This window comes from Candidatus Flexifilum breve (assembly GCF_016713355.1).
The window spans coordinates 639,991-653,235 of sequence record NZ_JADJPI010000035.1; the positions used below are offsets into that span (position 1 = coordinate 639,991).

General features: G+C 56.7%; 15 protein-coding genes and 1 tRNA gene. 13 read left to right on the top strand and 3 right to left on the bottom strand.

Annotated elements, in window-relative coordinates; genetic code table 11:
* Positions 1-3: 3 nt before the first annotated feature.
* The 9 genes from minC to IPK17_RS25780 all read left to right on the top strand — a co-directional run bounded on the left by minC (position 4) and on the right by IPK17_RS25780 (position 7,419).
* Positions 4-687, top strand: coding sequence for a septum site-determining protein MinC (minC, locus tag IPK17_RS25740; RefSeq protein ID WP_343420555.1), 684 nt, complete (start codon positions 4-6; stop codon positions 685-687).
* 23 nt (positions 688-710) lie between these two features.
* Entirely contained in the window at positions 711-1,508 is a 798-nt protein-coding gene (minD, locus tag IPK17_RS25745; protein WP_343420556.1) for a septum site-determining protein MinD, read from the top strand.
* A gap of 2 nt (positions 1,509-1,510) precedes the next feature.
* Positions 1,511-1,828 carry a cell division topological specificity factor MinE gene (gene minE / locus IPK17_RS25750; protein WP_343420557.1) on the top strand — a complete coding sequence of 106 codons (318 nt, stop codon included), beginning with the start codon at positions 1,511-1,513 and terminating at the stop codon, positions 1,826-1,828.
* A 73-nt stretch (positions 1,829-1,901) separates the two neighbouring features.
* On the top strand, positions 1,902-3,005 hold the full coding sequence (locus IPK17_RS25755) for an FtsW/RodA/SpoVE family cell cycle protein (protein WP_343420558.1): 1,104 nt from the start codon (positions 1,902-1,904) through the stop codon (positions 3,003-3,005).
* Positions 3,006-3,018: 13 nt separating this feature from the next.
* Positions 3,019-4,692, top strand: a complete 1,674-nt coding sequence (locus IPK17_RS25760) for a glutamate--tRNA ligase (RefSeq protein ID WP_343420559.1) — start codon at positions 3,019-3,021, stop codon at positions 4,690-4,692.
* 37 nt (positions 4,693-4,729) lie between these two features.
* Positions 4,730-4,800 (top strand) — tRNA-Gln (locus IPK17_RS25765).
* Positions 4,801-5,734: 934 nt separating this feature from the next.
* Complete coding sequence (locus tag IPK17_RS25770; RefSeq protein ID WP_343420560.1) at positions 5,735-6,073, top strand: ArsR/SmtB family transcription factor; 339 nt, start codon at positions 5,735-5,737, stop codon at positions 6,071-6,073.
* 8 nt (positions 6,074-6,081) lie between these two features.
* Positions 6,082-6,336 carry a thioredoxin family protein gene (locus IPK17_RS25775; protein ID WP_343420561.1) on the top strand — a complete coding sequence of 85 codons (255 nt, stop codon included), beginning with the start codon at positions 6,082-6,084 and terminating at the stop codon, positions 6,334-6,336.
* A gap of 30 nt (positions 6,337-6,366) precedes the next feature.
* Positions 6,367-7,419 carry a permease gene (locus IPK17_RS25780; RefSeq protein WP_343420562.1) on the top strand — a complete coding sequence of 351 codons (1,053 nt, stop codon included), beginning with the start codon at positions 6,367-6,369 and terminating at the stop codon, positions 7,417-7,419.
* Here the strand turns inward: IPK17_RS25780 and IPK17_RS25785 are convergent.
* The 3 genes from IPK17_RS25785 to IPK17_RS25795 form a co-directional block, all read right to left on the bottom strand.
* The gene (locus IPK17_RS25785) at positions 7,403-8,665 is read right to left on the bottom strand and encodes an MFS transporter (protein WP_343420563.1); all 1,263 of its coding nucleotides are present in this window, start codon (positions 8,663-8,665) and stop codon (positions 7,403-7,405) included. The genes IPK17_RS25780 and IPK17_RS25785 overlap by 17 nt on opposite strands.
* 95 nt (positions 8,666-8,760) lie before the next feature.
* Positions 8,761-9,540 (bottom strand): NAD(P)/FAD-dependent oxidoreductase, encoded by a 780-nt coding sequence (locus tag IPK17_RS25790; RefSeq protein WP_343420564.1) that lies wholly within the window; start codon positions 9,538-9,540, stop codon positions 8,761-8,763.
* Complete coding sequence (locus tag IPK17_RS25795) at positions 9,456-10,229, bottom strand: FAD-dependent oxidoreductase (RefSeq protein WP_343420565.1); 774 nt, start codon at positions 10,227-10,229, stop codon at positions 9,456-9,458. Before IPK17_RS25795 ends, IPK17_RS25790 begins: the two co-directional genes overlap by 85 nt.
* Positions 10,230-10,381: 152 nt before the next feature.
* On the opposite strand from IPK17_RS25795, the gene IPK17_RS25800 reads away from it, so the two are divergent.
* From IPK17_RS25800 to IPK17_RS25815, 4 genes are all read left to right on the top strand, one after another.
* A complete protein-coding gene (locus IPK17_RS25800; protein WP_343420566.1) occupies positions 10,382-10,708 on the top strand; it encodes an ArsR/SmtB family transcription factor in 327 nt (108 codons plus the stop codon).
* A 65-nt stretch (positions 10,709-10,773) separates the two neighbouring features.
* Positions 10,774-11,883, top strand: a complete 1,110-nt coding sequence (locus IPK17_RS25805; RefSeq protein WP_343420567.1) for a flavin-containing monooxygenase — start codon at positions 10,774-10,776, stop codon at positions 11,881-11,883.
* 169 nt (positions 11,884-12,052) lie between these two features.
* Positions 12,053-12,493, top strand: a complete 441-nt coding sequence (locus IPK17_RS25810; protein WP_343420568.1) for an arsenate reductase ArsC — start codon at positions 12,053-12,055, stop codon at positions 12,491-12,493.
* Positions 12,490-13,242: a metalloregulator ArsR/SmtB family transcription factor gene (locus IPK17_RS25815; RefSeq protein WP_343420569.1), complete on the top strand. Its 753-nt coding sequence runs from the start codon at positions 12,490-12,492 to the stop codon at positions 13,240-13,242. The genes IPK17_RS25810 and IPK17_RS25815 overlap by 4 nt, the downstream gene beginning before the upstream one ends.
* Positions 13,243-13,245 lie beyond the last annotated feature (3 nt).

The following is a 13,245-nucleotide window of genomic DNA, read 5'->3' on the forward strand; positions in this document are numbered from 1 at the left end:
CGCATGAGCGAGCAAACAGTAGCAATCAAGGGTGTGAAAGATGGCTTGCTCGTCACGGTGAGCGAGAGTGAGGATTGGCAGATTATTGTCAAAGACCTCGCGGCGCGCATCGATCAACAAAGCAGCTTCTACAGCGGTGCGCGCGTCACGCTCGACGTGGGAGCGCGTCCCGTCCGCAAGGACGAACTCAGTTCACTCAAAGCGATGCTGGAACGGCGCAACATCAGCTTATGGTCGCTGCAAAGCGACAGCGCCACATCGATCGAGGCCGCGAGTGCGCTGGATCTGCGCGCCCATCTGATCACGACCAACGCCGGAGCGGAAAACCCGGACGCCATCCCATTTAACCCGGAAGAAGACGGCACCATCGGCGTCATGATTCGCCGCACGCTGCGCTCCGGGCGCACCGTCCACAGCGACGGACATGTCGTCGTCTACGGTGATGTGAACCCCGGCGCGGAGATTATCGCCGCGGGTGACGTCATCGTGTGGGGCCGGTTGCGCGGCAACGTCCACGCGGGATCGGAAGGCGATGAAACAGCGGTCATCTGCGCGCTCGACATGACGCCGACTCAAATTCGCATCGCGGGGCTCATCAGCATCCCGCCGAAAGACAAACGGCACAAGCCGAAACCTGAAATCGCATCCATTCGCGACCGCCAGATTGTGGTTGTCACGTGGGGTTAACACACCGAGAGGAAAAAGTTCGCATGGGAGGCAAAGTCGTCACCATCACATCCGGTAAGGGCGGCGTCGGCAAAACGACCACGACCGCTAATATTGGCGTTGCGCTGGCTAGGTTGAACAAGAAAGTCGTCATGATCGATGCGGACATCGGTCTGCGCAACCTTGATATTGTGATGGGTCTGGAAAATCGCATTGTGTATGATCTCGTCGATGTGGTCGAAGGCCGCTGCAAACCGCGGCAGGCGATGATCAAGCATAAAAGCTTCCCCGAACTGTACCTGATCCCCGCGGCGCAAACGCGCGATAAGACAGCGGTCAGCCCCGCCGACATGGTACAGTTAACCGACACGCTGCGCGCTGAGTTCGATTTCATCCTGATCGACTCCCCGGCTGGGATCGAACGCGGTTTCCGCAACGCCGTTGCCCCTGCCGACGAGGTACTCATCGTCACCAACCCGGAAGTTTCGGCAGTGCGCGACGCTGACCGCGTCATCGGTCTGCTGGAAGCCGAAAACAAAGGCCCGGGTCAGCTCATCCTCAACCGTGCCAAGCAGGACATGATCCGCAAAGGCGAGATGCTCTCGCCGGAAGATGTGACCGACTTGCTCGCGATCAAGTTGATCGGCATCGTGCCGGAAGATGAGATGGTTATCCCATCGTCAAACAGCGGCAATCCGGTTACGCTGAATGATAATTCGAAGGCGGGTGAGGCCTTCCGCAATATTGCCCGGCGGCTGATGGGTGAAGATGTCCCGTTAACGCCCTTGACCGAGTCCAAAGGACTGTTCAAACGCATTGCGCGTCTATTTGCAGGGGGGTAACGATGATGCCGAGTTTATTTGACCGAGTTTTCGGTCGTAGTACTCCGCCCGGCAGCAAAAAAAGCGGCAACATGGCCAAGGAGCGGCTGCAATTCGTCCTGATCCATGACCGCATCCACCTGCCCCCTGAAAAGCTTGACGCCATGAAGCAAGAGATCCTCGCTGTCATCTCCAAATATGTATCCATAGACAACGATCACGTCGACATCGCCCTCCAGCAGCGGGACCGCAACAGCCTGCTCATCGCCGAAATCCCGTTTTTGAAAACCAACGAAGGGGTCGAAAAGGACGATTTAGACCTCACCGACGACGATCTCTAAGCGCCAACCTTCCCTATGCTCTGCTCCTCCTCTATAATGCGGGGAGTGTTGGAGATAGTCTGGACTCAGCTTCATGACACAGGGAAGTTGGCGTCAGTTCGACTGGCTGCTGCTCGGCGCAACCATCATTCTGACCGTCTTCGGGATTTTGATGATCCGCAGCGCCACTCTTGGCGCAATTGACCCCGATCTCATCAATCGCGTCCCCGATCAAATTCGTTTTTCAATTCTCGGCTTGCTGGTGCTCTTCGGTCTGGCAACGCTCGACTATCGCCTGCTTGGCGGTCTGCACCAGTGGCTGTACATCTTCATGATCGTGCTGCTGTTGCTGGTGCAGTTCTTCGGCGTCGAAGGTGACGGCGGCGCGCAGAGCTGGCTCAACATCGGCATCCGCATTCAGCCCTCAGAAATCGCCAAAGTGCTCATCATCATCACACTGGGCATGTTCCTCGCGCGAAATTGGGAGAAGATGGGCGAGCTGAGCACCATCATCAAGTCCGGCATTCACATCGGCATCCCCACCGCCCTGATCTTCATTCAGCCCGACCTCGGCATGACCATCGTATTCGCCGTGATGTGGATCGTGATGGTGTGGGCGTCTGGTTTGCGGCTCAAGCATATCGCCACCTTTCTGCTGATCGTGGCGATCAGCGCGCCGGTCACTATCCCCGTGGTCTGGTCGCAGATGGAAGGTTACCAGCGCCAGCGCATCACCTCGTTCCTGTTCCCAGAGAGCGACCGCGACGCTTATTACAACATCTTACAAGCGCGTATCACCATTGGTTCCGGGGGGCTGCTCGGCAAAGGTTACGCTCAAGGCCCGCAAAACACCGGGCGTTTCCTGCGGGTGCGCCACACCGACTTCATCTTCGCGGTGATCGCGGAGGAATTCGGCTTTGTCGGCGGCGTCACCGTCATGGGGCTGATCGGATTCGTCATCTTCCGCATTCTGCGCGGCGCGCGGTTAGCCCCTGATCCGTTCGGCAGCCTCGTCTGTTATGGGGTCGCCACCTTCATCTTCTTCCAGACGATGGTTTCCATCGGCATGAACCTCACATTGATGCCCGTGACCGGGTTAACGCTGCCCTTCATCAGTTCCGGCGGCACGTCACTGTTATCGACCTTAGCGGGCATTGGACTGGCGCAGAGCGTCATTATGCGCCGCCGCCGCATCTAGTTAAAGGATCGCCATGAAAGCGTTAGCTGACCTGCTGTTTCCGCACATCACCAAAACGCCAGCCGACTACTACGCGCAGTTTCCCCCGCGCGATCTGCCTTCCGGCGCAAAAGTGACGCGCATTGCGCCCAGTCCCACCGGTTTCGTGCACATCGGCACGCTGATGACCGCGCTGGTCAACCGGCAGTTGGCGCACCAGACCGGCGGTATCTTCTTTCTGCGCATCGAGGACACGGACAAAAAACGGGAAATCCCGCGCAGTGTCGAAGAAATCATCATCAACCTGATCAACTATGCCCTCACGCCCGACGAAGGCTACGTGAGCGTTGATCCGCTGGTGGAACGGGGTGCGTATGGCCCCTACATTCAGAGTCAGCGGGTGGAGATTTATGAAACGTTCGCCAAATATATGGTCGAACAAGGCGTAGCGTACCCGTGCTTCTGCACAGAGGACGAGCTCGACCGCCTGCGCAAAACGCAAGAAGCGCAGGGAGTCGCGCGTCCCGGCTACTATGGAGATTGGGCGGTCTGGCGCAACGCGACGTTTGAACAGATCAAAGAGCGCATTGACGTGGGCGAACGTCCGGTCATTCGCATCCGCGCACCCTACCCTAACGAGGCGCGCGTGCGCTTCAAGGACGTGATTAAAGGTGACATCGACATGCCCGCCAATGATCTCGACAGCGTGCTGCTCAAGTCGAACAGCCTGCCGACCTATCACTTCGCGCACGTCATCGACGACACGCTCATGCACGTCAACCCGATCATCCGGGGCGATGAGTGGCTGTCGTCCGCGCCGCTGCATATCCAGACGTTTGAATACCTCGGCCTGCCCGTGCCGGATTTCGCCCATGTCGCGCCAATGGCCAAAATGGATGGCACGTCCAAGCGCAAGATCAGCAAGCGCAAAGACCCGGAAGCGAATGTGATGTATTACTATGAGGCGGGCTATCCAGTGCGAGCCGTGAGCGAGTACTTGCTCAACCTCGCAAACTCCGGCTTTTATGACTGGAGCAAAGCAAACCCCGGCCAATCGTATCAGAATTTCCCGATCAACCTGGATGCGATGGGCGTGTCCATGCCGCTGTTCGATCTCGTCAAACTCAACGACATCAGCAAGGATGTGATCGCCACCTACAGCGCGGAACAGGTCTACGAGTATGGCTTAGCCTGGGCGAAGCAGTATAGTCCGCGCTTGGGGACGCTGCTCGAAGCCGATCCGGGGTACAGCATTGCCGTATTCAATCTGGAACGTACGGGTCAAGCGCCGCGCAAGGACATTGTCAACTGGTCTGATATTGACCGCGCATGCGGTTTCTTCTTCGACGAGTTGTACGCCGAAAGCATCGCCGTCAATCTCCCCTTACCCGCTTACGGGGAGGAAGTGATCACTGCGATTCTGGAGCGCGTCCGCCAATTCGATGCGAGTGCCACCAAAGAAGCGTGGCTGGATGGAATGCGCGCGCTCGGCGAAACGCTCGGCTTTGCCCGCGACGCCAAGACGTTCAAGAAGAATCCGGAGAGCTTCAAAGGTCACTTTGGCGACGTGATGATGGTCGTGCGCGCGGCTCTGACGGGGCGCACGAATACGCCGGATCTTTACGAAATCCTGAAGATCATGGGGCAAAGCCGGATTAATCAGCGAATCGATCAAATTCTGGCACGATTAGGCGAGAATCAGCCTTGATCGCCTGAGGGGCGCATGCTACAATACGCCCCATTGATGAGGGATAGTTCAATGGTAGAACAGTGGACTCTGGATCCATTAATCTTGGTTCGAATCCAGGTCCCTCAGCACACGCGAAGAAAAGCCCTTGAGAGTTTTCTCAAGGGCTTTTTTCTTACTCAAACAATGTTCGACTCCTGTCCCCGTACTTTTTTCCTTAATTGCAGACGTTCCTATAGATTTAAGCTCAAGTTGACGTACACAGCATTCGAATCCAAGTTCTGAAGTCCGAGAGAAGATTGGCCCTTGAGACGGTTCTCAAGGGCTTTTTTCTTGCGTGGACATAGTTCGAGTACAACCTGCGTATCCGCGAAAATCAATACTTATTTTTATATAATATACTTTATCATACATATTCGAAATCATTTGAGTTAAGACCATCGATCAGAATCGCTGTTGTGATGAGATTCATACCACTGTTCTCGAAGATGTTTCTCGAAATGGTTACGGCTATTCGATGAGGCGTCAGGTCCATCAAGCGACGCACTTTCCGCCCCTTCTATACCTTCTGCAACTGCCAGAGCCCAGTTACCGCTGATCGGTGTATAGCCATTGAGGGAATTGCTCGACGACCTCGTTAAGCGTTTTTCCTTCATGTGATGCTAGTGCTTCCAGCCGTTCAACCAAATCAGAACGCAGCGTTATTGTTCGGTCAGTCATAGTCCCAACCTCCTCTCAACCCCAGTCTGATTGTTCGGTGTACACAACAGGCGGATTGGGGTTCCCTGTATCCGTCCCTCTGAGTCGAAGCCGGAGCGATGCACCATATCGACCGGCGTTGCTGGTGGGCTGATGTGCTACTTTACGAATGAAGTCGCGCCTCAAAAACAGCGCGGGAGAGGAGAAGTGAAGTGCAGCGCCGCCGTTGAGTGGACGAACCGACCCGTATGATCGCCCTCCGACTGCCTGGTTGCACTTCTCGAATGTGATGTTCATCACTGCTGCATTAGATTGATAAGGCATAAACTACATTCAAGAACATGAATATAGGTTAAGGGCTCCTGTGATTTACGGCGAACTCGCGGAAAAGCTCAAAGGGCTGGCGCATCCCGTCCGGTTGCAAATCCTCGATATGCTGCGCGGCGGCGAAGTGTGTGTCTGTCACATTGAGCTAGCGCTCGATCGACGGCAGGCGTATATCTCGCAGCAGTTGATGGTCTTGCGCGACGCAGGGCTGGTCGAAACCCGCAAGGATGGGCTGCAAGTCTTCTATCGTCTGGCTGATCCACAGCTCCACCGCTGGCTTGACCTGCTGTTTGAACGTGAGTTTACACCCATCCAAAAACTTGCGGGTTGCACCTGCCCGCTCTGTTCGATGATCGCTGTGGAAAGCATTCGCTGAAAGGATTCATGATGCTGCAAGTGAAAGTCTTAGGGTCGGGCTGTGCCAACTGCAAACGTCTGGAGGCAGAAACGCGCGCCGCGCTGGATGCAGAAGGCATCCCGTACACGCTGGAAAAAATAACGGAATATGCCGACATCGCCGCCTATGGCATTCTGAGTACGCCGGGGCTGGTGATGAATGAGCAGGTCAAATCGGCAGGACGTATTCCGAAACGGCAGCAGATTGTCGAATGGGCGTCTCAGTTTCAATCTGCCGAATAAGACTGTCCAAGTCAGAAGGAAATCATGCGTATGCGCTTATCCCGTATTGTGACGAGCCGCGATGATCGCCCCGCTTTTATCATTGTAGGCGTGGTCGCGGTCGTTTGGCTCATGCTGTACAACAACCTGCAGCACATCGCTGATTGGCTGACGTATTCGCTGCTTGGATTAAGCCCTGACAGCCAGCTTGGCGAGGCACTCAATTTCTTCATCTATGATGTACCAAAGCTTCTTCTGCTGCTCTCCGGCATGATCTTCCTGATCACGTTCGTACAGACCTTCATCGACACCGAAAAGGTGCGCTCGCTAGTTGAACGACGTGGTGAGGGTATCGGCAATGTTATGGCTGCCGTCTTCGGCGCAATTACACCGTTCTGCTCGTGCTCATCCGTGCCCTTGTTCATTGGTTTCGTGCAAGCAGGCATTCCGCTAGGCATTACCTTCTCGTTTCTCATCACCTCACCCATCATGAATGAGGTCGCGTTCGTCATGCTGCTGGGGCTGTTCGGTTGGAAGGTGGCTCTGCTCTATCTGGCCTCCGGCATCGTCATCGGCGTGGTGTCCGGGTTAGTCCTCGGTCGCTTGAAGCTGGAGCGCTATGTCGAACCGTTTGTCTATGAGATCCGGGCAAAACATGTACAGCCGGATGCCGTGCAGCGAAAGCTGAGTTGGCTAGAACGCTTCGGACAAGCGGCGGACAGCACCCGTGAAATCGTGGGAAAAGTGTGGTTATTCGTCATCATCGGGATCGGCATCGGCGCGTTTATTCACGGTTTTGTGCCGGAAGATGCGCTGACGGGGATCATGCGCGAACGCGCGTGGTGGTCAGTGCCAGCAGCGGTATTGCTGGGCATTCCGTTGTACTCCAATGCTGCGGGAGTCATCCCGATCATCAGTGCCCTGTTGGGCAAAGGGGCAGCACTGGGAACCGCCCTAGCATTTATGATGGCTGTGGTCGCGCTCAGCCTGCCGGAAATGATCATCTTGCGGAAGGTGTTGAAACCGCGCCTGATCGCCATCTTCGTCGGCGTGGTCGCGCTCAGCATTGTGTTGACCGGGTATTTGTTCAACCTGGTTGTGTAGCGGTAGTGGACGCGCGCAGCGTGCCCCCTCTTTCGCGTCCGGCAAGGATCACCACGCCAGTGGCTATGACCGCAAAGATCACGACCATCCACAGGACAGGCGTGTAGCTGTCTGCTCCTTCATACAGCAGGCTAGCGATCAGGGGGGCGGCAGTGCTCGTGAGCGTGAGAAACAGCGCCATGATGCTCGAAATTCGCCCGTAGTGTGAAACGCCGTATAGCTCGGCAATTAAGGATGGTCGTGAGAGCGTCGCTGCACCTTGCGCTGCACCAAAGATCAGGATGAACACGCCGATCAGGATCATCGACTGCCCAAACAGCAGAATCGACAACGCCACGATATGGAGCGCAAATACGCCGATCACGATGCTGCGGGTGGAGAAGCGTTGATCGAGGGGCGCAAAAATGATGCGCCCGACGACCTGCATGATCCCAATCGCACCGGTGGCAAACGCGGCGGTACTGGAATCAATCCCCGATCCCATCAGGAACGGGATGAAGTGAACCCGGATAGCGGCGGCAGAGACCGAGATCAAGCCGAACGCGAGCGTGAACAGCCAGAAGGCGCGCCCATGCAGTGCAGCGCGCAGCGATACGCCGCGCAAGGCGGACGGCAAAGCGTCGACCGTATGTGATGCACCATCCGGTTGCAAGCCGAGGTCAGCGGGACGGCGACGGAGCCGGAGCGCGTGCAGCGGGATCGTAATGCTGGCGAGGAAGAGTCCGAGCAGCAGTACCGCCGTGCGCCAGCCAAACCCGCGCAGCAGCGCATCGGACAGCGGCAGGAAGATCGTGCTTGCCAGCCCTGCGGCAAACGTCACAATTGCCAGAGCAGTGCTTCTACGTCGGTGAAACCACTGAGCGATGACCGCAAAAGCGGGTTCGTACAAAACGGCGGCAGCACACACCCCCAAGCCAGCCCAGATCAAATAGAAAGCCGTCTCTGTCGTGACCTGTGACCACAGGATCACCAGCAGTGATGCGCCCACCGACCCGGCGGTCATCAGCGCGCGCGCGCCATGTTTGTCGATCCACGTGCCGACGGGAAACGCCATCACACCTGTTATCAGCCACATCAGCGAAAAGCCACCCGTCAGCGTGGTGCGCGACCAGCCGAGGTCTTGCTCCATCGGCGCGAGAAACACAGAAAACGAATAGTAAATGATGCCCCATGAAATCGTCTCGGTCACTGCTAAGGTGATCGCGAGATACCAACCGTAGTAAGGCGCGGGTTTGCCGGCACGCATTCGATCATCCCGATGGTTGAGTTTGGAGAACACAAAGGGTGATGGGAGAACTGCCCATCACCCGTAAAACAAGCGAGTCCCTCAGCGCGAAACCATTACGAGCAGCAGGCGGTGTCGCAGGCACACGTCTGTGAACGAACGCCATCCCCACAGCAGTCGTCCGCGCAGCCACAATCCCGGTTGGTTATGGTCGCTTGGGCGATGGTGTTCAGCGCGACGGGGATAACTTGGAGTGGAATGCTCGCTACCGGAATGCTGTTGATCGCCAGTATCGGAGATGCCGTCGATTCCGGAGCGCAGCACGAGCCGCCGTCGACGAGATCGGTGCTGCATACGCCGGTTTCAGGCAGATTCAACTGCACAGCGTGCGCGGCTTCCCAATCGCCCGTGAGCGCCGCGACGACCGAACGCACCTGCTCATAGCCAGTCGCCAAGAGGAACGTCGGGGCACGCCCGTAACTCTTCATACCGACGATGTAGAAATTCTTTTCCGGCTGGCGAAGTTCGGCTTCGCCATGCGGGCGCACCGTGCCGCACGAGTGAACGTTGGGATCAATCATGGGAGCAAGCAGACGAGTGCTTTCGAGCGCTGGATCGAGATCGAGCCGCAGTTCGCGCAGCATGTCGAGCTGGGGACGTGCTCCGGTCGCGACAATGATTTCATCGACCTGGACGGTTTGCAGACCTTCAGCGGTTTCCCCGATCACATCCAGTCCGCCTTCGTTCGCTGTAACTTCCCGCACGCGGAAGGGCGATACGATTTGCACAATGCGCGCATCGACCGCTGCTTTCAGGCGCGTTCCCAATTGTCCACGCGCCGGGAGCGCGTCATCTTCTCCACCGCCATACACCCGGCGCAGGTTATCGCCGCGCATCGCCCACACGATCTCGGTATTCGGCGCGGATTGCCAAGCGCTGCGAGTTCGAGCAGGGCATTTAAGGCAGAATGTCCACTGCCGACGACCATGACGCGCTTGTTGGCATACCGCGATTGTGCGCTGCCGAGGATGTCGGGAATGCCATAAGCGATCTGATCTGCGTAACGCCGCTCACCTACAGCGGGTAAACCATTCGCGCCCATCGGGTTGGGCTGCTGCCACGTCCCCGATGCATCGATTACGGCGCGGGCTTCAATCAAAGCTTCTTCGCCGCTGGCATACTCGACTTGCAGGACGAAGGGGGCAGTGTCGCGTCCACCATCTTTCATCTTGTCCACATGGCGGCGGCTGACTGCGACCACCCGCGCGTTCAGATGTAAGTGCGGCGTGATTTCGGGGAGCGCTGCGAAGGGCATAAGATACTGCTCCACCATGTCACCTCCGGTCGGCAGTTGGTCTTTCGGCGGCATCTGCCAGCCATGCGCTTCGAGCAGTCGTTTCGTCGCGCCGTCCACCGTGTATTCCCACGGGGAGAACATGCGCACATGCGCCCACTGACGCATACTCGCGCCGACTTCCGCGCCAGCTTCGAAGAGCAGCGGCGTTTCGCCGCGTTCAATCAGGTGGGCAGCGGCGGCTAGACCAACTGGACCCGCGCCAATTACCGCTACAGGAAGTGCGCTCATCTCTAACCTCCAACGTATTGATGTTTGTCGATTTATTGATAGTGAGCAGTCTATGGTTTATATCGATGTTTGTCAATACGTCAACTTTGACGAGACTATCTGGGACAAAGTGCCCGCTTGACACATCGACAAATATCGATATGATAAGTTGTATGAACACGAACCAAGTCCTGTTTGCCAAAGCGATAGCCGATGAAACTCGTCAGGAGATCATGAGTCACTTGTGCTGCGTGTGGCTCAATGTGAATGATCTGGTCGAGAAGATGGGCGGCAAAGTGAATCAGCCGACGGTCAGCCACCATCTGAAAAAGTTGGAGGAGGCCGATTTGGTGTACGTCCGCGAAGAAGGACGTTTTCGCTACTATACCCTTAATCAGGAACAGTTTACGCTGTGCTGCGGTCTGCTCATCCGTAATTTCGCCCCGAATTACGCGGAAAAGGTGATCGCCGTGGACGAGATTCCGATCACGGGCGAGTAAACCTCTTTTTTTGGCACAACGTATCGATACTTATCAATATGTCACATCTTTGTGGAGGGAAACACATGGAAATCTATGATGCGCTTGTGATTGGTGGCGGGCAATCCGGTCTAGCTGCCGGCTATCATCTGCAGCGTGCTGGACTGCGCTTTCTCATCCTTGAAGCCAGTGACGAAGCCACTGGTTCGTGGAAACGCTATTACGACAGCCTGAAGCTGTTTTCGCCAGCACGCTACTCATCGCTGCCGGGGATGCGTTTTCCCGGTCACCCTGAACGCTATCCCACCCGCGATGAAGTCGTGGACTACTTACACGCCTATGCAGAACACTTTCGCCTCCCCATTCGCACTCATGCGTTTGTGAAACGCATCGAACGACAGGGCGTGAACTTCATTGTGCACATGAACGGGCAAGGAACGCTCACAGCGCGGAGCATCATCGCCGCAACAGGCGCTTTCAGCCGCCCGCACCTGCCACAGTTGGAGGGGCAAGAGCGCTATCAGGGGAAGATTCTGCACTCCTCGTCCTACCAGAACCCGACCGCGTTCAAACACCAGCGCGTTTTGGTGATTGGCGCGGGGAACTCGGCGGTGCAAATCGCCGTTGACCTGGCACAGACCGCCCGGGTCACGCTCACAAGCCGCGATCCTGTGCGGTTCCGGCAGCAGCGCATCTGGGGGAGCGATGTTCACTTCTGGATTCGCGTCACCGGCATCGATACGTGGAAACGTGCTTTTCCAAGCTGGAATCCGGGCGAGACCAAAAAAGCCGAGGTTCTGGATACGGGGGTTTATCAAGCGGCGCTGGCATCGGGCAACCCTACCTACCACGCCTTACTCGAGCGGTTTACCGAAACCGGTGTTCAGTGGGAAGATGGGCAAGCAGACGAGTTTGACACAGTGATTTTCGCTACCGGTTTCCGCCCCAATTTCCCCTACCTGGCAGCATTGGGCGCGCTCGATGAGAATGGGAACGCGCTGCACACGGGCGGCGTCAGCACGACCGTTCCGGGATTGTACTATGTCGGGATTTCAGGGCAGCGTTCTCACGCATCCGCGACTCTGCGGGGCAGTGGCGCTGATGCCGCCTATGTGATCCGCGATCTGCGCCGCTACTGCAAACGTCCGGTTACTACCGAGGCACGACGCTGCTGTGACAGTCTTCAGCCTGCCTGAACGGGCTGGCGCTGAAAAGAAACCGTCTATGCCGTGTGGTGTTCCTCGACACCACACGGTCTGTTTTAAATCTCCTTCTCCAAAACTTAACATGACTCCTCTTGCTCGCTTGCGATGTCTCGAATAAACTTCAATTTAAATTGAACTAATCTAGATTGGAGTAAATGTGATGCCTAAGCGTGTTTTGTTCCTCTGCACGGGGAATTCCGCTCGCTCGCAGATGGCGGAAGCGTTCCTGCGCACGCTCGCGGGTGATAAGTACGAAGCATACAGCGCGGGCATGGAAGCCAAAGGTTTGAACCCCATGACTGTGCAGGTGATGGCTGAAATTGGGATTGATGTCAGCGGGCAGAAGTCCAAAAACATTAAAGAGTATATGGGGCGAATGACGTTCGATGACGCCGTGATCGTCTGTCGCAAGGCAGAAGATGATTGTCCTCGCATAAACGCCGATGCCAAGCGCATTCATCGCTGGCTGTTTGATGATCCGGCGCGGGCCGACGGCACCGATGAGGAGAAGCTGGCGCGTTTCCGCGAAGTCCGCGATCAAATTGAAGCGCGCATTAAGCTGTGGTTGGCGGAAACCGAAGAAGCGGAGCGTGTCATTTGACTCCGCTGGCACACGCTGACCAATCGCCCGATTTCATCAAGCTGCTGGCGAACGATGCGCGCTGGGGCATACTTAAGGCACTAGCCAGCGGCGATCATCAGGTGAACGAACTCGTCACACTGCTCCAGCAGCCGATGAACCTCGTGTCCTACCATCTCAAGAAGATGCGTGAGGAGGCGCTCGTCACCACGCGCCGCAGTGAAGCCGATGGACGGGATGTGTATTACACGCTCGACCTCGAACGGCTTCGCGATCTGTATCTGGCGGCTGGCAGTGCGCTGCATCCCCTGTTGTCCGAACCGCGCCGCGTGATCAACCTCGATCACCTGCCCGCCGCGCGCGTTCTGGTCGTGTGTACGCATAACAGTGCGCGCTCACAAATGGCACAAGGACTGCTGCGTGAGCTTTCCCAGAGGAAAATCACCGCCTGCAGCGCGGGCAGTCATCCCACCCAGGTGCACCCGGATGCGATATTTACAATGGACAGCCTCGGCATTGATATTCGGGCGCAGTCGGTGCATCACGTGAGCGAATACGAGGGACAGCCCTTCGATTATGTGATCACGGTTTGTGATAAGGCGCGCGAAAACCGCCCGACCTTCCCCGGTGATGGGCAGCAGCTCCACTGGGGCTATTCCGATCCGCTGGCGATCCCCAATGCCGAACAGCGCCAAGCAGCATTTATGCAGATCGCGCAGCGTCTGCGAATCCGCATCGAGCATTTTCTCATCACCTTGGCACAGCAGTAGCTC